We start from the raw sequence: 21548 nt of genomic DNA, 5'->3' as shown, positions 1-21548 counted from the left end.
ACCGAGGGTCAAGGTTACGGGGCCGCTGCCGAGGGGGTCAAACCGGGCCCGGCCCCGCACACGTGCGGCCGGTCACAGGGACCGGCCGCACGTGTTGTCACACGGGACGCGTCACTCGTCGGTGCTCGCGGTGACCGTGGTCTTCTTCGCCGTCGACTTGGCCGCGGCCGTCTTGGCGGTCTTGGCCGCCTTCTTGGCCGTCGCCTTCTTCGCGACCGTCTTCTTGGCCGCCGTCTTCTTGGTGGCGGCCTTCTTCGCGGTGGCCTTCTTGGCCGTCTTCCGGGCCGTCTTCTTGGCCGGAGCGGCCTCCTCGACGCCGTCCTCGGCAGCCGGCGCCTGGTCGGCGGCAGGTGCCTCGTCGGCCGCCGGTGCCTCGCCCGCCGCCGGTGCCTCGTCGGCGGCGGGGACGACCACGACGGCCGCCTCCTCCGACGCGGTCGGCGCGGTGGCCTTGCGCACCGCGCGGCGGCGCGGACGGGCCGGGGCGGCGCTCTCCACGACCGGCTCCGCGGGCGCCTCGGCCTGCTCGGCCGGGGCGGCCTCGGCGACCGGCTCCGCGACGGGCTCGGGCGCCGTCTCGGCGACCGTCACCACGGCGGCCTCGGCCCCCGCGGGGGACCCGGCGGGCGCGGACACCTTGCGGGTGGCACGGCGCCGCGTCCGTCCCTTGGGCGCGGCCTCCTCGGCGGGCGCCTCGGTGGCGGTCGCGGCCGGCACGACCGCGTCCTCCACGGCCGCCGGCTCGGCGGTCGCCTCGGCGGCCGGCTCCGGCTGGACCGGACGGGCGATCTCCTCGGCGACGGTCACGTCCTGGGCGGTGGGAACCGCCTCGGCCTTCCGCGGCGCACCGGCCGGGGCCGACGCGCGCCGGCCCCCACGGCGCCGGGAGCGGCCGCCGCGCGCGGCGGCCTCCGCCTCGGCGATGCTGCTGTACAGCTCCTCGTCGGGCGCGAACGCGGGCTCCGCGAGCGCGGCCGGCTCGGCGACCTCGGCGGCGACCTCGGCCTCCGTCTCCGCCTCCTCCTCGGCGGTCTCGGCCGGCTCGGTCGCGACGGACGCCTCGTGCACGTGCTCGGGACCGGCGCCGGCCCGCGCGCGCTTCTTGCGCTTGCCCCCGCCGCCACCGGCGGACGTGGGCTGCTCCATGTGCACGATGACACCGCGGCCGTTGCAGTGGACGCAGGTCTCGGAGAAGGACTCCAGCAGGCCCTGGCCGACCCGCTTGCGGGTCATCTGGACCAGGCCGAGCGAGGTCACCTCCGCCACCTGGTGCTTCGTACGGTCCCGGCCCAGGCACTCCAGCAGGCGCCGCAGCACCAGGTCCCGGTTGGACTCCAGCACCATGTCGATGAAGTCGATGACGATGATGCCGCCGAGGTCGCGCAGCCGCAGCTGGCGCACGATCTCCTCGGCCGCCTCGAGGTTGTTCCGGGTGACGGTCTCCTCGAGGTTGCCGCCCTGGCCGGTGAACTTGCCGGTGTTGACGTCGACCACGACCATCGCCTCGGTCCGGTCGATCACCAGCGAGCCGCCGCTGGGCAGCCAGACCTTGCGGTCCAGCGCCTTGGCGAGCTGCTCGTCGATCCGGTACGTGGCGAAGACGTCGACCTCGCTGGTCCACTTCTGGAGCCGCTCGGCCAGGTCGGGCGCCACGTGCGAGACATAGCCGTGGATGGTCTCCCACGCCTCGTCGCCGCTGACGACGACCTTGGAGAAGTCCTCGTTGAAGATGTCCCGGACGACCCGGACGGTCATGTCCGGCTCGCCGTAGAGCAGCGTCGGGGCGTTGCCGCTCTTGGCCTTCTTCTGGATCTCCTCCCACTGCTGCTGGAGGCGTTCGACGTCACGGCGCAGCTCGTCCTCGCTCGCGCCCTCGGCGGCGGTGCGCACGATGACGCCCGCGTCCTCGGGGACGATCTTCTTGAGGATGGTCTTCAGGCGGGCGCGCTCGGTGTCGGGCAGCTTGCGGCTGATGCCGGTCATCGAGCCCTCGGGCACGTACACGAGGTAGCGGCCCGGCAGGGAGACCTGGCTGGTCAGACGGGCGCCCTTGTGCCCGATCGGGTCCTTGGTCACCTGGACGAGGACCGACTGGCCGGACTTCAGGGCGGACTCGATACGGCGCGGCCCGTTGGCCATGCCGAGCGCCTCGAAGTTGACCTCACCGGCGTAGAGCACGGCGTTGCGGCCCTTGCCGATGTCGATGAAGGCGGCCTCCATCGACGGCAGCACGTTCTGGACCTTGCCCAGGTAGACGTTGCCGACGTAGGACGTCGACTGCTCCTTGTTGACGTAGTGCTCGACGAGCACGTTGTCCTCGAGGACGCCGATCTGGGTGCGGTCGCCGTGCTGGCGGACGACCATCACACGCTCGACGGCCTCGCGACGGGCCAGGAACTCGGCCTCGGTGATGATCGGGACGCGGCGGCGGCCCTGCTCGCGGCCCTCACGGCGGCGCTGCTTCTTCGCCTCCAGACGCGTGGAGCCCTTGATGGACTGCACCTCGTCGGACGGCTCGGACTTCGGCCGGGGCTCGCGGACCTTGACGACGGTGCGCTCGGGGTCGCCGTCGCCCGGCTCGGTCTCCGCGGAGGTGTCACCGGCGCGACGGCGCCTGCGGCGGCGCCGGCGGCTGCTGCTGGAGCCGGAGCCCGCGGAGTCGTCGTGCGCCTCCTCGGCGTCCTCCTCCTCCTGCTCGGCGGTGTCCTCGGCGTCCTGCTCGGCCTGCTCGGCGGCGGTCTCGTCGGTGTCGGAGTCGCTGCCGTCGCCGTCCGGCTCACCGGACTCACCGCGACGGCGGCGACGGCCACCGCGGCGGCGGCGACGGCGCGAACCGGTCTCCTCGGACTCGTCGCCGTCGGCGGAGTCCTCGGCGCCGTCCTCGGTGTCGTCGGCCTCGTCCTCGGCGGCGGGCTCGACGGCCTGCGGCTCGGCGTCCTCGCCACGGCGGCGGCGACGGCGGCGCGGAGCGGCGGGCTGCTCCTCGCGGAGCTCCTCGCGGAGCTCCTCGTCGTCCTCGGTCTCCGCCTCGGCGGCGGCCTCGGCGGCGGCACGCTGCGGCGTCTGGAACTGCGGCTCGGTGAACACGGGCGCCTGGAAGACGGCCACGGCGGGCCGCGACGGACGCGGCGCCTCCTCGGACGCGTCACCGGCGGACCGCGCGGGCTCGGCGAAGCCGGTGGCGGCACGGCGCACGGCGCGACGACGGCGGCGCGGGGCGGCGTCGTCCTCGGCGGCGGCAGCGGTCGCTGCGGGGCTCTCGGTCTCGACACCCGGCGTCACCGGGGTCTCGGCGGTCACCGGCGTCCCCTCGGCGGTCTCCTCGGAGACCTGCTCGGAGTCCTTCTCGGAGACCTCCTCGGCGGCGGCCGGGGCGGCCGTACGGCGGGTGGCACGGCGGCGCGTGCGACGCGGGGCGGCCTCGTCCTCGGGCGCGGCGGCCTCGGCGCTCTCACCGGAGCCGGCGGGCGTCCCGGCGGGCTCCTGCCCGGTCACCGGCGCCTCGTCGGTCGGGGCGGCCTGCACGGCTTCCGGTGCGGCGGAGCCGCGGGTGGCCCGGCGGCGCGTACGGCGCGGGGCGGCCTCGGGGGCCTCCTCGGCAGCAGCGGCCTCGGCGGTCTCCGCGACCGTCTCGCTGGGCTTCCCGGCGGGCTCGACGTCCTCGGCCTCCTGCGCGGGCGCGGGGGCCGCGGCGGGCGCGGTCACCCGGCGGGTGGCCCGGCGGCGCGTGCGCGGCGGGGCGGGCTCCTCGGACACCTCGGCGGCGGCCGGGGCGGACTCCTCGGCGACCGGCTCGGCGGCCGTCGCGGGCACCACGGTCTCGGCGGCGGCCTCGGCGGCGGCCTCGGCGGCCGGCGAACCGGCGGGCGCGGACGCACGGCGCACCGCACGCCGGCGCGTACGGGCCGGAGGCGCGGGCTCGGGGGTCTCCTCGGCCTCGGCGGTGACGTCGGCCTCGACGGCCTCGACGTCGTCCTTCTCCTCGTCGACCTGGTCGGCCTCGGCGGCCGGTATGGCCGGCTCGACCACCTCGGCAGGCTGCGTCTCGGCGGTTCCGGCGGGCGGTCCCGCCGGCCGGGAGGCGGCACGGCGCCGGCGGCGCGGCGGCAGGGTGTCGCTCGGAGTGTTCAGTTCGGAGTCCGTGGCGGACTCTGTGGGTTCGGTCGGTTCGAGCATGCGGGCGTTTCTCCCGTCAGGCTCCCGGGCGCCGCGCCTGGTCCGGCGGTGTGCCGGTGACGTCCGCGGCTCGCGCGATGCGCGACTGCCGCCGTCCGGGGCGCGGGCGCCGCACGGGAGCTCTCTGTGTCCTGTCTCGCCGGTTCCGTACGCCTCATGCGCACGGCCTGGCGAAAGTCTTCTGGTCGGTGCGCTGCCCGACCCAGGTGGCTCCCGAGTACGAGGGCGGCGCTTCGACGTCCGTCCCTACGCGGAACTTCCTTACGCCGGCGCCGTCGCGGCGGCAGCGGTCCCGGCCTCGGTTGGGGCCGTCGCTGCCTCGCGGTCGGGCGCGAGCGGGTCGGTCACCGTGCCGGTCTCTTCATCGAGCAGCCCCTGCGCCAGCCTGGTCACCGCTGCGGGGACCGGCGGCGCCAGGTCGGCCACGGCGCGGAGACCGGACAGGACGTCGTCGGGTCGTACGGCAGGCGTCACGTGCCGAACAACCAGCCGCAGTATCGCACAGGGCCGGTCCGTCGGCCTATCAGCCTGCGAACTGTGTGTTCCCGGATTCTGGACGCTCTCGAGATGGGCGACCGCGGGACGGGCGTCGAAAGTGCGTACGCCGTTCTTGGTCATGCGCTGGACCTCGACGGTCTCGGCGGCCTGGAACGCGGCGACCGCTCGCGCGGCGTCGGCCGGCTCCACCCCGTCGAGACGCAGCTCCCAGACGGACGCCGTGAGACGGTCGGCGAGCCCGGAGGTCCGGGCCTCCACCGCGTCCACGACATCGAGCCCGGCGGGCAGCGACTCGTCGAGCAGCGCCCTGAGCTGCTGCGGATCCCGCGCCTCGGTGAGCGCGATCTCCAGATACTCCGCCTCACTGCCCGTGCCGGTGGGTGCGGCATTGGCGTACGACACCTTCGGATGCGGCGTGAACCCCGCCGAGTACGCCATGGGCACGTCGGCGCGGCGCAGCGCACGCTCGAAGGCGCGCTGGAAGTCACGGTGGCTGGTGAACCGGAGGCGGCCGCGCTTGGTGTAACGCAGTCGGATGCGCTGCACCGCGGGTGCGGGCGGCGGGCCTTCGGGCTGTCGCTTGCCCAGTGTCGTTCAGTCCTTCGTGAGAGCGGTCGTACTGCTACCAAGAGTACGTGTCTCGCGGGCCGGAGGTTCCCGGCGGGCCACCTTCTCGCGCTGTTCGGGCTGTCCGAACAGCATCCGGCGGATGTCGGCGCGCGCCTGCCGGGCGGACTCCCGGACGGACGCCAGGGCCTGCCTGGTCGCCCGCCCGACGGCGCGCGCCGCCTGGGCGGCAGGCCGCAGCACCAGGTCCCGTACGACGTGTCCGACCGGGGTGAGGACGGTCCGGTACACCCAGCGCACCGGCTCCACGAAGATCCACCGCAGGAGGGTCCCGAGGAAGCGCCCGACGGCGCGCGAGATGCGCCCCGCGACCCGCCAGGCGTGCCCGATCGCCTCCCCCACCTCCCTGCCGATGACGGCGAGGACGCGTCCGACGGGAGCCAGCACCCAGCGGTACAGCCCCACGGCGGGCAGCACGAACAGCACACGGAGGGTCCAGTAGAGGCCGAGCCCGACGCCGGTGACGACGATCCGCACGGTCCAGGCGATCGCGCGTCCCACGGGAGCGAGGATCCACGTGTACAGCCACACGGCGGGGACGACGAGGAGGTACCGCCCCAGCCGGCCCAGCGCCGCGAGGACCGCGCCGATCCCCCGCAGCACCCACATGACCGCCCGTCCGACCGGCGCGAGCACGCGCGCGTAGAGCCACGTCGAAGCGGCCGCGATGCCATGGCCGAGCGGGGTGAGCACGTACCGGTACAGCCAGACCAGGGGAACGACGAACAGCACGTTCCCCAGCCGGCCGAGCCCTCGGCCGACGGGCGCGAGGAGGTACCGCCACAGCGCGACGAACGGCCACACGAACAGCGCCCGCCCCAGCGGACGCAGCACGACGTCCCACAGGAAGCGCGCGGCGACGACGAGCGCGTCCCACACCATCCGCACCGGTACGACGAGCAGCAGCACGACGATGCGCACGGGTATGCGGATCGCGACCACCAGGCACCCTTCCGGCTCCCGGCGCGGCGGCGCCTTCTCCAGATCCATACCGGCGTAGACGCGACGCCGACCTGTACGGATGCACTCGGACGGGAAGGATCTGGCTCAGTGCGTCAAGAGGAGGCGGTCCGGTTGAAGCCGGTGATGTTCAGCTTGACGCCCTGAGCGGTCCTCAGGGTGGTCGGCGCCTCACCCCTGGCGGTCCGACCGGCACCGCACACCCCCACAGACCGCCTCGGATACGGCGCTTCTTCTGCGGCGGTCGGGGCGGCTGACCACTGCCGCGCGGACCCCACCGAGGACCACCCGCGGGCGGCTGGTTCACCGACATGTACACGCCCTCCCACTCAGGCGATGGCGAGGCCGCGCTGTCAGTGCCGGTCGGTAGGGTGCGCGCAACGAGTGGGAGGGGGACCCATGGGATTTTCTGGGCATCTGATCTTCGCGCGCAGCGGCCGTCCGCTGCGGGAGAGCCCGGTGTTCGACGGCGCCGAGGAGGCCGCCGGCCTGGAGGAGCGGCGCCCCGGCGGCTGGCAGACGGTCCAGCTCCGGCAGGGCACCTGGAACGTGGAACGGCTCCCGGCCCTCGTCGACTGGACCGGCTCCCCCGCCTGTGTCGCGGACGTCTCCGACAGCGACCTGGCCCTGGTCACCGGGCTGGACACCACGGGCCGCCGCTGGCAGGCGTGGCTGAACCTGGACGCGGTGGCCCGGCTGCTCGTGGAGGAGCCCGACGACGTGGACGACCCGATCACCTGGCTCTACACCCCGGCGTTCCACGAGGCCGTGCGCCGCAAGCGCGCCGAACTCGACGAGGCCGTCCCGGAGGACGCCGAGGGCGCCCTCGCCTGGGCCGCAGCTGCCGGCGCCCACCCCCCGGCCGAGCGCGCCACCGTCGAGAAGGTACTGCGCTCCCAAGAGCCCTTCGCCGAGGATTTGTTCAGCACCCTGCTGGACACCCTGGGCTTCCCAGAACCGACGACCGCCTGACCCCTCACCCGGCGGGAGCGAGCACCATCACCACGTGCTCCACCTGCCCCGGCACCAGGGCCAACCGGAACTCCCCCTCACCGGAAGCGCACTCCACCACCAGCACCCGGTGGTGCAGCCGGTTCCGCTCCCGCCCCTCGGGCCTGCGCACCCGCACGATCCGCGCATCGGACGGCAGTCCCGGCCCGTGGGTGTGCGACGGAGGCCGCTCCCACGACCAGCCCTCCGACGCGATCACGAAGGTCCCACGCACCCACCGATCGGATCCCGCCGGACTGATCCGGCAGGGAATCGCGACGCGCCGCCCATCGAGAAACCGGGCGGCGAGCCGCCCCTGCCGCTCGTTGAGATACAAGACGGCCACCAAGGCCCCGAAGAGGGCACACATCACGAACGGCAGGACACTCGACACACCCGCATCCAAACAGCCCGCACCCCGAAGATCCAGAGCACGGCCTCCCCGCTCGCGGCCCTACCCACAGGCCGGCAATCCCTCCCCGGCATGACAGGCCATCAGCACCGTGCTCCTCGACTCGGCGAGCTGTTCAACCCGGACCGATCATGATGTCCAGGCCGGGAGACAACCGTTCTGCTCCAACCACCCTCGTGCCGGGCGGTAATTGAAGAGTGCGGAGGGAAAAGACCTGCCGCAACGAAGTCACATCGATGTCGGGCGGAGAAGTCTCCCATGTCAACCGCCTAAGGCGGGGGAAGTGGCCGAGCCACTCCCATGAACACCGCAGATCTGCCGCGATGCACAGCTCTAAGAGGCGATCAGCCACACAATAGCGCCTGATGTCCTCAGGACTAATGGGTGACACTATCCTCAGCAGTGATCTTCCGCCGAGTCTCCGCAGGGCCTTGAGTTCACGAGTGCTCGAAACCGCAAAGTACAAGTCATCCTCCCGTAAATGGGCGATGACTTCTTCCGCGTAGCTGTCAGTGTCGAATCGACTCCAGGCCAGGGCTAGTTCAGCACGTACCCGTAAGTCATTCACGGCCCGGAAACGAGCCAATACGGAAATAGCCGCATCAGTCCCGACACGAACCGCGGTCAGCACAGTGAAGTAGGCTTCGTCCGACGTAATACCTTCCGGACCTTGCAGTAGTTCGAGTACCACCGGGCCGACATCTGCGAGCCCGCGAGCCTGAGCGAGGGTACGAGGAGGGATGAGTTCCTCGGCACGTCGCTGAACCTCGCTTCGCACCAGAGGATCAAGCTCTGTCGCGTCATCCAAACACACCGCAGCCAGCAGATGCAGTCGGTGCCGAATATCCGGGGAGGAGTCGCCCCGCTCAACGAGACTGGTGAGCAAGCGGGTACGTTCTGCCGGGCGCGCGTGAGCCACAGCCATGCGGACGACATCCTCCCACTGGTCGAGGTGGGCGTTACCCCCCAGGAAGTCGAAATCGAGGCTCTCTACGGCCGCTCTCGCTCCAAGGTAGTCCTGAAATGTCCTGTGAATGAACTGCATAGTACCTGCGATAGGCTCTATAAGCAGGCCACTTCGAACCAGAAGATGTTGGTAGACCTGCTTCACCGTGCCCTGCTCCAGAACACGCGGCATAGCCGTCAGCGCTTGAGACAGCAGGTCCAGCACATCACGTTTATCCATCTCCGAACGACCGTTGCGGATCAACCAGTAGGCCAACTTCTGGATCAGCTGAACCTGGTGGGTTTCGCCGATACGCATGTCGCCCACTTTGTAGACACCGCGCTCCCGGTCCCGTCGGGACAGCAGCATGGACAGAGCCGCGTCGTAGAGCTCCTTGCGCCCATCGGGAAGGTACCCTCTACGGTCACGATGCAGCGCACAGATCAGTGCGCACATGAGCGGATTGGTGGCGAGTCGGGCAAGTTCCTGCTTGGCCCGTATCGCATAGAGCAATTCCTTGCCGTAGGCATCCGCGCTTCCGGCAGCTCTGTGCCATCGTTCGATGAACGCGGCGATATCGTCGCGGCTCATGGGCGAAAGATCCAGTTCCGAGAATCCAGCTTCTGCCAGCCAGTGTTCTCGCACGGCCGATGGACGTGAAGTCACAAGCCAATGATTCCTGGGGTAGGCATCGATGAGGTCCTTCAACCAGCCACGGGCTTCCTCGCGTTCCTCCTCGGGCATCTCGTCGATTCCGTCGACCAGAATCAACCCACGCCCGGCAGTGAGAACGCGGTCGTACCAGCCAGTGGGCTGGGCATGGGCGATCGGGCAGCCTACGGCGGCAAGGAACTCGTCGGGGGCCGGCAGCCTGGCCCCGTTTCGGGTCAGGGACCGCAGAGGCAGTACGAACGGCACCAGGCCGTACAGGTAAGGGAGCCGCTCATCAAGGTCGTTACGAACGGCGCTGACCGCCAGCCACTGCACGAGCGTGGTCTTCCCGGAACCTGCCACTCCTCGCAACAGCACGCGATCCCGCCCGGCAAGGACTTTTTCGGCGGGGAGGACCAGTGGGACCTCACCAACTGTGGTCTCGGTCGCTTGTAAACTCAAATAAGCCGCGTCGAGAGGCCATGAAGTCGAAGATTCGGACAGATCAATGCCGAAGATGGTCAGCTTGCCATGCTTTTGGGATATGTACCGCGCATACCTCTTCTCAAAACCGCCGTCCGCAGGAGAGGGGCTCCGCAGGATAAGGACGTCGAGTTTGGAAGAAAGCTCTTCGATCCTGCGACTTTGCTCAACCAATGTGCGCGGCACGAACGTCGATCTCGTAGTGAAGAAGTGCAGGATGTGCAAGCAGGCCGTATCCATGACACTCGCGTGCAGGAGAACTGCATCACTCGAGAGACCAAGTGTGGCTGCCTGATTTCTCGACCGCAGAAGTCGAGACAGTTCCAGGTGGCCGAGCCGGACCGCTTGGACGTCGTCCATGTCGATATGACCCAAGGAACTGAGCGAGTGTGTGACCGCGTTCACCACCGCACGTTGCTCGTAACTAGCGAGGCGCTCCGACACTCCGGTCGACTGCGCTGCGCGCTCCACCAACTCTTCTGCGACCTTGTGAAGATCAGAGTCCGAGAGAGTCCGTTTCTCTCCGCGGAATGAAACTAGTTGTGAGACGCGTACAGGGCGGTCCACCAGACCTGCACCGGGCCCGTCCGCCACGAACAGCTTCTTCACCAACGGGACAACGACGCTCGACGCGAGTCGAGCCCCAATGCTCACCGGTTCCATGATGCCTCAGCATAGAACTGCGAGGCGGGCCATGGCCGTTGAAGGCACGACTGGGGCCAAAGTGAAAGCATCTCGCCCCGGGAGCAGAAACCTACCGTTTTGAGTCCGTCGAAGATCGTTCTTCACCCGAGGCAGTTGGGCCTTGACGTGGCTGCCCGCCCGCATGAGACAGACACAAGAGAGCCCCCTCTGCTGTGAGAGGGGGCTCACGATCAGCCTACGAGGTCAGCAAGGCCCCATCGAGCGCCTCGCCCACCTCAGTGAGAGTGACCGCCAGACGCCGGTGCCGCGTTCTTCACCGTCAGCGGCAGCAGCTTCTTGCCCGTCGGGCCGATCTGGATGTGGGTGTCCATCTGCGGGCACACGCCGCAGTCGAAGCACGGGGTCCAGCGGCAGTCCTCGACCTCCGTCTCGTCGAGGGCGTCCTGCCAGTCCTCCCAGAGCCAGTCCTTGTCGAGGCCGGAGTCCAGGTGGTCCCAGGGGAGGACCTCCTCGTACGTGCGCTCGCGGGTCGTGTACCAGTCGACGTCCACGCCGTAGGGGGCCAGCGCCTTGTCGGCGCAGGCCATCCAGCGGTCGTAGGAGAAGTGCTCGCGCCAGCCGTCGAAACGGCCGCCGTCGTCGTAGACCGCGCGGATGACGGCGCCGATGCGGCGGTCGCCGCGGGAGAGCAGGCCCTCGACGATGCCGGGCTTGCCGTCGTGGTAGCGGAAGCCGATGGAGCGGCCGTACTTCTTGTCGCCGCGGATCTTGTCCCGGAGCTTCTCCAGGCGGGCGTCCGTCTCCTCCGCCGAGAGCTGCGGGGCCCACTGGAACGGGGTGTGGGGCTTGGGGACGAAGCCGCCGATCGAGACCGTGCAGCGGATGTCGTTCGAGCGCGAGACCTCGCGGCCCTTCGCGATCACCTTGGTCGCCATGTCCGCGATCTGCAGGACGTCCTCGTCCGTCTCCGTCGGCAGGCCGCACATGAAGTACAGCTTCACCTGGCGCCAGCCGTTGCCGTACGCGGTGGCGACCGTGCGGATCAGGTCGTCCTCCGAGACCATCTTGTTGATGACCTTGCGCATGCGCTCGGAGCCGCCCTCGGGGGCGAAGGTGAGACCGGAGCGGCGGCCGTTGCGGGTCAGCTCGTTCGCCAGGTCGACGTTGAAGGCGTCCACGCGGGTGGAGGGGAGGGAGAGGCCGATCTTGTCTTCCTCGTACCGGTCCGCCAGACCCTTCGCGATGTCGCCGATCTCCGAGTGGTCCGCCGACGACAAGGACAGCAGGCCCACCTCTTCGAAGCCGGTCGCCTTCAGACCCTTCTCGACCATGTCGCCGATGCCGGTGATCGAGCGCTCGCGGACCGGGCGGGTGATCATGCCGGCCTGGCAGAAGCGGCAGCCGCGGGTGCAGCCGCGGAAGATCTCCACGGACATGCGCTCGTGGACCGTCTCGGCCAGCGGGACGAGGGGCTGCTTCGGGTAGGGCCACTCGTCGAGGTCCATGACCGTGTGCTTGGACACACGCCACGGGACACCCGACCGGTTGGGGACCACGCGGGCGATCCGGCCGTCGGGCAGGTACTCGACGTCGTAGAACGCCGGGATGTAGACCCCGCCGGTCCTCGCGAGACGGAACAGGACCTCCTCGCGGCCACCGGGCCGGCCCTGCGCCTTCCACTCCCGGATGATCCGGGTCATGTCCAGCACGGCCTGCTCGCCGTCGCCGATGACGGCGGCGTCGATGAAGTCGGCGATCGGCTCGGGGTTGAACGCGGCGTGCCCGCCGGCCAGGACGATCGGGTCGTCGATCGTGCGGTCCTTGGACTCCAGCGGGATGCCCGCGAGGTCCAGGGCGGCCAGCATGTTCGTGTAGCCGAGCTCGGTGGAGAAGGACAGGCCGAACACGTCGAACGCCTTCACCGGGCGGTGGCTGTCCACCGTGAACTGCGGGACCCGGTGCTCCCGCATCAGGGCCTCCAGGTCCGGCCACACGCTGTAGGTGCGCTCGGCGAGGACGCCCTCCTGCTCGTTCAGGACCTCGTAGAGGATCATGACGCCCTGGTTGGGCAGCCCGACCTCGTAGGCGTCGGGGTACATGAGCGCCCAGCGGACGTCGCAGGACTCCCACGGCTTGACCGTGGAGTTGAGTTCTCCGCCGACGTACTGAATCGGCTTCTGCACATGCGGGAGCAGAGCTTCGAGCTGCGGGAACACGGACTCGGCGGCCGCAGCGGTTTCGGCAGACATCTCGCGAACCTTCGTGAGCTGGACTGAACTGACAGGGGTGACCATCTAGCCTAACGCGGACCCGGACGCCCCCAGCACGCCCCGAGGGTCACAGGGCGTCCGCCCGGTGCTCGATCCCGGCCCAGAACCCGGGCAGCTCGGCCTCCACGGCGGCCGCCCGCTGCTCCTCCCGCCCGTACAGCAGTCCGAAGGTGAAGGCGCTGTCGCCCGCGGCGTGGGCCAGTGCGGCCAGCTCGCTCAGGGTCCTGCGGGCCATGACGCTGTCCTGGTGCTCGCCCAGCAGGTTCTGCAGGGCCTTCAGGGACTTCACCAGGTCCTTGGCCGGGCCGTCGAGGGCCGGTACGGCCGCCTCCGCCGCGTACCGGGTGCGCTTGGTCTTCTTGCGGGCCTCGTGGATGGCGACGTCGCGCTCGGTGCCGGCCTCCAGCTCCAGCGCCTGCCGCACGAGCGCGGCCACCTTGCCGAAGTCCTTGCGTACGGCCTTGGCGAGCACCTTGGCCGGCTTCTTCCCGGCGGCCTGCAGCAGCGGCGGATCGGCGAGGACCCCGTCGAGGGCGTCGAGCAGCGCCAGATAGCGGTGGGAGTCGAGGACGCCGATGAGGCGGGCGCCGGTGCTGCCCGGCCGGTCCCCGGCCCAGGTGCTCAGCCGCTCGGCGACGGGCCCGGCGACCAGGGCGGGAGGCACCTCGGCGAGGGACGCGGAGAGGCGTGCGTCCAGGACCTCCCGGTCCCGGTCCACGCCCAGCTCGCCGGCCAGCCATTTCAGCTCGTCGGTGATCGGGTCGGTGACGGTCCGGTCCAGGACCTTGCCGAAGGACTTGAAGGCGCTGCGGGTGCGGCGGGTGGCGACGCGCATGCTGTGCACGGAGTCCTCGGCGTCCTGGCGCACCGCCGGGTCGAGGGCGACGATCGTGTCGCGCTGGGTGCGCAGATACGCGAGGACGTGGTCGCCCGCGGTCTGCGACCGCTCCGCGGACGCGTGGGCGAGCTTCTTCGGCGCGGTCTCGGCGAGGGCCCGGGCGAGCTTCGACGGGGACGCCGACGGCCGTACGCCCGCCTTGCGCAGCCATTTCTCGATCTTGTCCAGGAGAGCCGGGTCGACGTCGTCCGCCAGTTCCACCTCGATCTCGGTCCATCCGGTCCGGCCGCCCCCTCCGATGAGCCGCTCGGCCCGGACGGTGTCCACGCTGAGCTCGGCGAGGACACGCCCGTCGGCGTCCACGAGGTCGCGGGCGTCGCGGTCGGAGCGAAGCCGGATCACGGGGACCAGCTCGGCGTGGCGGACGCGTGAGCGGACCAGGGCGGCCAGTTCGGCGGGAAGGGTGTCGGAGAGCGGGGCCTGGATCTCGTCCCGCACTCCGGGGGCGACGGGGAACTTCAGATGCCAGCCGGCGTCGGAGCCGCCGGTTCTGCGACGGAGGGTGACCGCCGCTCCGGCGAGGCGCTCGTCGGTGGTGTCGTAGTAGGTGGCGTCCAGATGCGCGACCCCCTTCTCGATCACGGCCGCGACGCCTGCGACACCGGTCAGGTCGGGCAGGCCGCCGCCGTCGGACTCGTACTTCCGCTCGATCTCGCGCTTGGTGTCCGCCATGAACCGAATGTAATCGGACTCAGCGGGAGGCGACAGCTTCTGCCTGCCCTGAGCCGCCCGGCGTGCGGGCGGCTCAGGCCGACATCGGGCGTTGCACCCGGATGGACTGGAGCAGTCCCACCGCCACCCAGACGGCGAACATCGACGATCCTCCGTAGGACACGAACGGCAGCGGCAGACCGGTGACCGGCATGATCCCGAGGGTCATCCCGACGTTCTCGAACGCCTGGAACGCGAACCAGGCCACGATGCCGGCCGCGACGATCGTCCCGTACAGCTCGGTGGTCTCGCGGGCGATACGGCAGGCCCGCCAGAGGATGACCCCGAGGAGCAGGATGATCAGTCCGCCGCCGACGAAGCCGAGCTCCTCCCCCGCCACCGTGAAGACGAAGTCGGTCTGCTGCTCCGGGACGAACTGGCCGGTGGTCTGCGAGCCGTGGAACAGCCCGGAGCCGGTCAGCCCGCCGGAACCGATCGCGATCCGCGCCTGGTTGGTGTTGTAGCCGACGCCGGCCGGGTCGAGCTCGGGGTTGGCGAAGGCGGCGAAGCGGGCGATCTGGTAGTCGTCCAGGACGCCGAGCTGCCATACGGCGATGGCGCCCGCGGTGCCCGCGCCGATCAGCCCGAACACCCAGCGGTTGGAGGCGCCGGAGGCCAGGAGCACCCCGAGCACGATCACCACCATGACCATGACGGAGCCGAGGTCGGGCATGAGCATCACGATCAGCATGGGCACGGCGGCCAGACCGAGGGCCTGCACCACCGTCCGGTGGTCCGGGTACTGCTTGTCGCCCGCGTCGACGCGCGCGGCCAGCAGCATCGCCATACCCAGGATGATCGTGACCTTCACGAACTCCGAGGGCTGGAGCGAGAAGCCGCCGGGGAGCTTGATCCAGGAGTGGGCGCCGTTGATCGTGGAGCCGAGCGGGGTGAGCACCAGCAGGATCAGGAAGACGGACAGGCCGTAGAGGATGGGCACGGCCGTGCGCAGGGCGCGGTGGCCCAGCCATACCGTCCCGACCATGAGCGCCAGCCCGATCCCGGTGTTCAGCACGTGCCGGATCAGGAAGTAGTACGGGTCGCCCTGGTTGAGCTCGGTGCGGTTGCGGGTCGCCGAGTAGACCAGCACGGCACCGAACATGGACAGGGCGACACCGGCGAGCAGTATCGGCCAGTCCAGCCGGCGGGCGAGCGAGTCCCGGGCGAGCAGGCGGGACCAGCCCGCCCGCTGCGGCCCGTACCCGGAGACCTGGAAGCTGTTGGCGCCGGTCATGTGAGCATCCTCCGGCTTCCGCGCCTACGGCTTCTGCGCCCTCGTCGTCGGGTGTCCCGGTTCTCGGGCGACTGCGTCGACACGGTCCCGGCGAGCTGCTGGGGGTCCGGGTCCGCCTCGTTCTTCTGGGTGGCGCGCTGCTCCTTCGCCGGGTCCTTGGAGACCTTCGGCGAGGTGATGGTGCCGTCGGTGCGGACCTTCGGCAGCTTCTTCTGCGGGGTGGGCAGCAGCGCGTTCTTCTTGTTGATCGTGCCGTCGTCGGAGACGCCGTACAGGGCGTCGTAGATGTTGCGCACGGCCGGGCCGGAGGCGCCGGAACCCGTACCACCCTGGGAGATGGTCATGACGACCGAGTAGTCCTTGGTGTACGTCGCGAACCAGGAGGTGGTCTGCTTGCCGTAGACCTCGGCGGTACCGGTCTTGGCGTGCATCGGGATCTTGTCCTGGGGCCAGCCGACGTCGGCGAACCGCCAGGCGGCGGTACCACGGGTGGCGACACCGGCGAGGGCGTCGTCCATCCGGGCGAGCGTCTTACGGCTTATCGGCAGCTTGCCGTGCGACGTGGGCTTGATCTCCTCGACGCTCTTCCCGTCGGGGCTGACGACGGCCTTGCCGACGGTCGGGTCGTAGAGCGTGCCGCCGTTGGAGATGGCCGCGTAGATCGTGGCCATCTGGATGGGGGTGACGAGGGTGTCGCCCTGGCCGATGGAGTAGTTGACGGAGTCACCCGCGCGCAGCCGGTTGCCTTCGAGGCAGTTCTCGTAGGCGATCTGCTCGGCGTAGGAGCCGCCCTTCTTGCCGTACTTGCACCAGGCGTCCTTGTTGGCCTTCCAGTAGTCCTGCTTCCACTTGCGGTCGGGGACGCGCCCGGTGACCTCGTTGGGCAGGTCGATACCGGTCTCGGAACCCAGGCCGAACTGGTGGGCCGTCTTGTAGAACCAGTCCTTGGCGTTCTTCTTGGGCTTGTTGCCGCCGTCGCGCTGCCACTCCTGGTGGGAGAGGCGGTAGAAGACGGTGTCGCAGGAGACCTCCAGGGCACGGCCGAGGCTGATGCCGCCGTAGCCCTTGGACTCGAAGTTCTTGAAGACCTGGCCGCCGATGGAGTACGAGCTGGAGCATTCGTAGGGGCCGTCGAAGGAGTAGCCGGCGTTGACCGCGGCGGCGGTCGGGATGACCTTGAAGATCGAGCCGGGCGCCGACTGGCCCTGGATCGCGCGGTTGAGCAGCGGGTAGTTGGAGGACTTGCCCGTCAGCTTCTTGTAGTCCTTCGCGGAGATGCCGCCCACCCAGGCGTTGGGGTCGTAGGTGGGGTTCGAGGCCATCGCGACGATGCGGCCGGTCTTGGCCTCCATGACGACGACCGCGCCCGAGTCGGCCTTGTACGGCTCGTTGGTGTTGCGGTCCCACTCCTTGCGGGCTTCCTTCATCGCCTCGTTCAGCTCGTACTCGGCGACCCGCTGGACGCGGGCGTCGATGCTGGTGACGAGGTTGGCACCGGGCTGCGCCGGGTCGGCCTCGGCCTCGCCGATGACCCGGCCGAGGTTGTCGACCTCGTAGCGGGTGACGCCGGCCTTGCCGCGCAGCGCCTTGTCGTACTGCCGCTCCAGGCCGGACCGGCCGACCTGGTCGGAGCGCAGGTACGGCGACTCGGTGTCCTGGGCCTGCTGGAGCTCCTCGTCGGTGACCGGGGAGAGGTAGCCGAGGACCTGAGCGGTGTTGGCCCCGCCGGGGCTCGGGTACCGGCGCAGGGCCTGCGGCTCGGCGGTGATGCCGGGGAAGTCCTCGGCGCGCTCCCGGATCTGGAGGGCCTGCTTCGGGGTGGCCTCGTCGGTGATGGGGATGGGCTGGTACGGCGAGCCGTTCCAGCAGGGCTGGGGGGTCTTGGCGTCGCAGAGCCGGACCTTCTCCATGACCTCGGTGGGCTTCATGCCCAGCACGGCGGCCAGTTTGGTGAGGACGGCCTTGCCGTCGTCCGGCATCTTCAGCAGGTCCGTGCGGGAGGCGGAGACCACGAGCCGGGTCTCGTTGTCCGCGAGGGGCACGCCGCGGGCGTCCAGGATGGAGCCGCGGACGGCGGGCTGGACGACCTGCTGGACGTGGTTGCCCGACGCCTCCTTGGCGTAGGCCTCTCCCTCGCGGATCTGGAGGTACCACAGGCGTCCGCCGAGGGTGCCCAGGAGGGAGAGGACGAGGATCTGGATGACGACGAGCCGGATCTGGACGCGGGGCGTCCGGCCGGTCTCGGGAATGTTGCTCACTGCGGCTGCCTCCCCCTCTCAGTGCGTGTGCCGGTGGCGCGAGGGCCGGTCCGAGGACACAGGGACGGACATCTGTGCGGATCGCCCGTACGGCTGTGCGTGTACGAGTGTGGAACGTCCCGTCGATGAGCCGGGGTTCCCTCCCGGCTCACCCGTCCGGGTGAACTCCGCTGGCCTCACAGGCGCTTGACCCCCTTGATGCGCCCGGCGCGTGCCGTGCGCGCCCGGACCGTCCTGACCTTCAGGCCGCCCCGCTGGCCGCCGATCCGCAGACCGGTGCCGCCGGAGAGCCAGCCGGAGGAGATGTCGGTCTTCTTCGCCTGGCTGCCGGTCTCGGCGAGGGGGTCGTTGTCCGCGCGCCGGGCGAGCGCCATGATCCCGGGAACGACGAAGGGTGCGAGCAGCAGGTCGTACAGGGCCGCCGTGAACAGCAGGCTGCCGAGGCCGACATGGCGGGCGGCGGTGTCGCCGACGAGCGCGCCGACGCCCGCGTAGAGCAGCGTCGTACCGACCGCGGCGGCGACCACGACGACCATGGGCCCGGTGGCCGACCTGAGCTTGCCGTTGTCCGGTTTGAACAGGCCAGCGAGATAGCCGATGACGCACAGCACCAGCGCGTAGCGGCCGGCGGCGTGGTCGGCGGGCGGGGCGAGGTCGGCGAGCAGACCCGCGCCGAAGCCGACGAGGGCGCCGCCGACATGGCCGTAGACGAGGGCGAGGCCGAGGACGGTCAGGAGCAGCAGATCCGGTACGGCGCCGGGCAGATGGAGCCGGGCGAGGACGCTGACCTGGACGACCAGGGCGACGACGACCAGGGAGGTGGAGAGCAGGATCCGGTTGACGCGCATGAGGGCTCAGCTCCTACTGGTCTTGCTCGTACTGGTACAGGTCGTCGGCGCGGGGTCGAAGGCCCCCGGCCAGGGGCTGGTCCTGGGCGTCGCCCTGCTGTTGCTGCCCTCCGCCGTCCTGCACCTCGGCGCCCGGCGTCACGGTCACCGTGACGGTCGGCGTGGGCTTCGGCTTCGGCTTGGCGGGCAGCACCGTGTCGCGCGGGTCCTTCTTCGGCGCCTGGACGACGACGCCGACGATGTCGAGCTTGGAGAAGCCGACGTAGGGCGTGACGTACAGCGTGCGGGTCAGGCCGCCGCCGGACGGGTCGACGCGTGAGACGACTCCGACCGGGACGCCGGGGACGAACGGCTTGTCGGCCTGCGAGCCGAAGGTGACGAGCCGGTCGCCCTTCTTCACCTCGGCCTTGCCGTTGAGGAGTTCGACCCGCAGCGGGCGGTCGCCCTGGCCGGAGGCGAAGCCGAGCTCGTCGCTGGCCTCCATACGGGTGCCGACGGTGAAGTCGGGGTCGTTGGCGAGCAGGACCGTCGCGGTGTTCGGGCCGACGGTGGTGACGCGGCCGACCAGTCCGTCGCCGTTCAGGACGGTCATGTCGCGCTGGATGCCGTCGTTCGCGCCGGCGTCGATGGTGATGGTCCAGGAGAAGCCCTGGGCCGCTCCTATCGCGATGACCTGGGCTCCCTTGATGCCGTACTGGCCCTCGCCCGCGACCTTGAGCATCTTGTCGAGCTGCTTGAGGCGGCTGCGGCTGCGGTCGTCGCTGCCGAGCTTCGCCTTGAGGGCGGCGTTCTCCTGCTCCAGCCGGGCGAGCCGGTCGTGACGCTCACCGGAGTCCCGGATGGCGGAGACAGCGTTGCCGACCGGGTTCACCGCGGCCGACACACCGTCCTCGACCGGGCCGAAGGCCGCGGCGGCGGCCTGGCGGGCACCGTCGACCGGGGAGTCCTCACCGCCGCGGATGTCCACCGTGATCAGTGCGAACGCGATGGCGACCAGCAGCACCAGGAGCAGCCGGCTCTCTCGTGTGTCCCTCACGTGCGGCGGCCGTGCCCTTCCTCATTGGAATGTGCGGGGGTTGGGGTGTTCAGCTGTGCGGAGGCATATGCGGGAGCTTAAGCCTCCGAATCGACGATCCGCCGCACGAGAGGAGATCATCTCGTACGGCGGAACGAAAGAGTCACGTCATCTGCGCGGCTGGGCGTCGAGCACCTGCTGCAGCGCCTCGAACTCCTCGACGCACTTGCCGGAGCCGAGCGCCACGCTGTCCAGCGGGTCCTCGGCGATGTGGATCGGCATGCCCGTCTCGCGGCGCAGCCGCTCGTCGAGCCCGCGCAGCAGGGCGCCGCCGCCGGTCAGAACGATTCCTCGGTCCATGATGTCGCCGGACAGCTCCGGCGGGCACTTGTCGAGGGTCGTCTTGACCGCGTCCACGATGGCGTTGACCGGTTCCTCGATGGCCTTGCGGACTTCGGCCGCGGAGATGACGACGGTCTTCGGCAGCCCGGAGACGAGGTCCCGGCCACGGATTTCGGTGTGCTCGTCGGAGTCGAGGTCGTACGCCGAGCCGATCGTGATCTTGATCTGTTCGGCCGTGCGCTCACCCAGCAGGAGGGAGTACTCCTTCTTGATGTGCTGGATGATCGCGTTGTCCAGCTCGTCGCCCGCGACCCGGATGGACTGGGCGGTGACGATGCCGCCGAGGGAGATGACCGCGACCTCCGTGGTGCCGCCGCCGATGTCCACCACCATGTTGCCCGTGGCCTCGTGGACCGGCAGGCCGGAGCCGATGGCCGCGGCCATGGGCTCCTCGATGATGTGCACCTGACGGGCGCCGGCCTGGGACGACGCCTCGATGACGGCGCGGCGCTCGACGCCCGTGATGCCCGAGGGCACACAGACGACGACCCGCGGACGAGCCAGATACCGCCGCTTGTGGATCTTCAGGATGAAGTAGCGGAGCATCCGCTCGGTGATCTCGAAGTCGGCGATCACGCCGTCCTTCAGCGGCCGCACGGCGACGATGTTGCCCGGCGTGCGCCCGATCATCTTCTTCGCCTCGGCGCCGACCGCGAGGATGCCACCGGTGTTGGTGTTGATCGCGACGACGGACGGCTCGTTGAGTACGATCCCGCGACCCCTGACGTACACCAGCGTGTTGGCGGTCCCGAGGTCGACAGCCATGTCACGGCCGATGAACGACATTGAGTTCCCCATCAGGATTCGTCTGGCCTTCCTGGCAGCGTTTGACGGCTTTTCAGGTCGGCGAAGTGGGTGCTGTGACGTGAAGGCTTCCATCGTAGACGCGCCTGCACGAACACTGCGGGAGGGTCTCCGCCATTGTCAGCAGATGGCGAGGCGCCCCGCTTGTGGAGACGGGCCATCGGGGGCACTCGTTCCCTCGATCGCCCGGCATATGCCACGGGCGGCAGATTACCTGGGGCCGCCCCTCTTGGGGAGCGGCCGGAGGGATCAGGCTCGGCCGGGGAAGAAGATCTTCACCTCGCGCTCGGCGGACTCCTCGGAGTCCGAGGCGTGGATCAGGTTCTCCCGCACGATGACGCCGTAGTCACCGCGGATCGAACCGGGCGCGGCGGCGATCGGGTCGGTCGGGCCCGCCAGCTGGCGCAGCCCCTCGATGACCCGCTCGCCCTCGACGATCAGGGCGACGACCGGGCCGGACGCCATGAACTCCACCAGCGGCTCGTAGAAGGGCTTGCCCTTGTGCTCGCCGTAGTGCTGCTCCAGCGTGTCCTGGTCCAGGGTGCGCAGCTCCAGCGCCGTGATCCGCCAGCCGGCCTTGCGCTCGATACGGCTGATGATCTCGCCGGTCAGGCCCCGCCGGACGGCGTCGGGCTTGAGCAGGACGAGGGTGCGCTGGGTCACGGGAGGGCTCCTTCTTACTGCCGGTGTGCGGTGGGAAGAGGTTACAGGGCGTGTCCG

General features: G+C 70.2%; 14 protein-coding genes. 1 reads left to right on the top strand and 13 read right to left on the bottom strand.

Annotated features, from left to right (window positions below; all coding sequences use genetic code 11):
• Positions 1–111: 111 nt before the first annotated feature.
• The 3 genes from ACFV46_RS01305 to ACFV46_RS01295 form a co-directional block, all read right to left on the bottom strand.
• Positions 112–4176 (bottom strand): ribonuclease E/G, encoded by a 4065-nt coding sequence (locus ACFV46_RS01305; protein ID WP_385496662.1) that lies wholly within the window; start codon positions 4174–4176, stop codon positions 112–114.
• Positions 4177–4437: 261 nt separating this feature from the next.
• Complete coding sequence (locus ACFV46_RS01300; RefSeq protein WP_361923917.1) at positions 4438–5220, bottom strand: TIGR03936 family radical SAM-associated protein; 783 nt, start codon at positions 5218–5220, stop codon at positions 4438–4440.
• Between the two features lie 48 nt (positions 5221–5268).
• Positions 5269–6291, bottom strand: a complete 1023-nt coding sequence (locus ACFV46_RS01295) for a hypothetical protein (protein WP_385496660.1) — start codon at positions 6289–6291, stop codon at positions 5269–5271.
• 369 nt (positions 6292–6660) lie between these two features.
• Between ACFV46_RS01295 and ACFV46_RS01290 the strand changes: the two genes are divergently transcribed.
• Positions 6661–7233, top strand: a complete 573-nt coding sequence (locus ACFV46_RS01290; RefSeq protein ID WP_385496659.1) for a hypothetical protein — start codon at positions 6661–6663, stop codon at positions 7231–7233.
• Positions 7234–7237: 4 nt separating this feature from the next.
• On the opposite strand, the gene ACFV46_RS01285 is transcribed toward ACFV46_RS01290, so the two are convergent.
• The 10 genes from ACFV46_RS01285 to ndk form a co-directional block, all read right to left on the bottom strand.
• The gene (locus ACFV46_RS01285) at positions 7238–7645 is read right to left on the bottom strand and encodes a hypothetical protein (protein WP_385496657.1); all 408 of its coding nucleotides are present in this window, start codon (positions 7643–7645) and stop codon (positions 7238–7240) included.
• A gap of 133 nt (positions 7646–7778) precedes the next feature.
• Positions 7779–10406, bottom strand: coding sequence for an NACHT domain-containing protein (locus ACFV46_RS01280; protein WP_385496656.1), 2628 nt, complete (start codon positions 10404–10406; stop codon positions 7779–7781).
• A gap of 257 nt (positions 10407–10663) precedes the next feature.
• Positions 10664–12637, bottom strand: coding sequence for a TIGR03960 family B12-binding radical SAM protein (locus ACFV46_RS01275; RefSeq protein WP_385496655.1), 1974 nt, complete (start codon positions 12635–12637; stop codon positions 10664–10666).
• A gap of 88 nt (positions 12638–12725) precedes the next feature.
• Positions 12726–14228, bottom strand: a complete 1503-nt coding sequence (locus ACFV46_RS01270) for a CHAD domain-containing protein (RefSeq protein ID WP_385496654.1) — start codon at positions 14226–14228, stop codon at positions 12726–12728.
• A gap of 73 nt (positions 14229–14301) precedes the next feature.
• Positions 14302–15501 carry a rod shape-determining protein RodA gene (gene rodA, locus ACFV46_RS01265; protein WP_361923930.1) on the bottom strand — a complete coding sequence of 400 codons (1200 nt, stop codon included), beginning with the start codon at positions 15499–15501 and terminating at the stop codon, positions 14302–14304.
• Positions 15498–17759 (bottom strand): penicillin-binding protein 2, encoded by a 2262-nt coding sequence (gene mrdA / locus ACFV46_RS01260; protein WP_361923932.1) that lies wholly within the window; start codon positions 17757–17759, stop codon positions 15498–15500. The genes rodA and mrdA overlap by 4 nt, the downstream gene beginning before the upstream one ends.
• Before the next feature lie 176 nt (positions 17760–17935).
• Positions 17936–18607, bottom strand: a complete 672-nt coding sequence (gene mreD / locus ACFV46_RS01255; protein ID WP_361923934.1) for a rod shape-determining protein MreD — start codon at positions 18605–18607, stop codon at positions 17936–17938.
• Between the two features lie 13 nt (positions 18608–18620).
• Positions 18621–19643: a rod shape-determining protein MreC gene (mreC, locus tag ACFV46_RS01250; protein ID WP_361923936.1), complete on the bottom strand. Its 1023-nt coding sequence runs from the start codon at positions 19641–19643 to the stop codon at positions 18621–18623.
• Positions 19644–19790: 147 nt separating this feature from the next.
• The gene (locus tag ACFV46_RS01245; protein ID WP_004001297.1) at positions 19791–20810 is read right to left on the bottom strand and encodes a rod shape-determining protein; all 1020 of its coding nucleotides are present in this window, start codon (positions 20808–20810) and stop codon (positions 19791–19793) included.
• A gap of 267 nt (positions 20811–21077) precedes the next feature.
• Positions 21078–21491 carry a nucleoside-diphosphate kinase gene (ndk, locus tag ACFV46_RS01240; protein WP_361923938.1) on the bottom strand — a complete coding sequence of 138 codons (414 nt, stop codon included), beginning with the start codon at positions 21489–21491 and terminating at the stop codon, positions 21078–21080.
• Between the last annotated feature and the right edge of the window lie 57 nt (positions 21492–21548).

The sequence above is a fragment of the Streptomyces sp. NPDC059852 genome (assembly GCF_042731455.1).
Taxonomy (GTDB): Bacteria; Actinomycetota; Actinomycetes; order Streptomycetales; family Streptomycetaceae; genus Streptomyces.
This window is presented reverse-complemented; position numbering and strand designations above follow the sequence as displayed.

What these genes read in the sequence shown, in the direction of transcription:
- ACFV46_RS01280 (WP_385496656.1), bottom strand. Translation starts at nt 10,406, where the DNA reads ATGGAACCGGTGAGCATTGGGGCTCGACTCGCGTCGAGCGTCGTTGTC.
- ACFV46_RS01295 (WP_385496660.1), bottom strand. Translation starts at nt 6,291, where the DNA reads ATGGATCTGGAGAAGGCGCCGCCGCGCCGGGAGCCGGAAGGGTGCCTG.
- ACFV46_RS01245 (WP_004001297.1), bottom strand. Translation starts at nt 20,810, where the DNA reads ATGTCGTTCATCGGCCGTGACATGGCTGTCGACCTCGGGACCGCCAAC.
- rodA (WP_361923930.1), bottom strand. Translation starts at nt 15,501, where the DNA reads ATGACCGGCGCCAACAGCTTCCAGGTCTCCGGGTACGGGCCGCAGCGG.
- ACFV46_RS01270 (WP_385496654.1), bottom strand. Translation starts at nt 14,228, where the DNA reads ATGGCGGACACCAAGCGCGAGATCGAGCGGAAGTACGAGTCCGACGGC.
- ACFV46_RS01305 (WP_385496662.1), bottom strand. Translation starts at nt 4,176, where the DNA reads ATGCTCGAACCGACCGAACCCACAGAGTCCGCCACGGACTCCGAACTG.
- ACFV46_RS01290 (WP_385496659.1), top strand. Translation starts at nt 6,661, where the DNA reads ATGGGATTTTCTGGGCATCTGATCTTCGCGCGCAGCGGCCGTCCGCTG.
- mreD (WP_361923934.1), bottom strand. Translation starts at nt 18,607, where the DNA reads ATGCGCGTCAACCGGATCCTGCTCTCCACCTCCCTGGTCGTCGTCGCC.
- ACFV46_RS01275 (WP_385496655.1), bottom strand. Translation starts at nt 12,637, where the DNA reads ATGTCTGCCGAAACCGCTGCGGCCGCCGAGTCCGTGTTCCCGCAGCTC.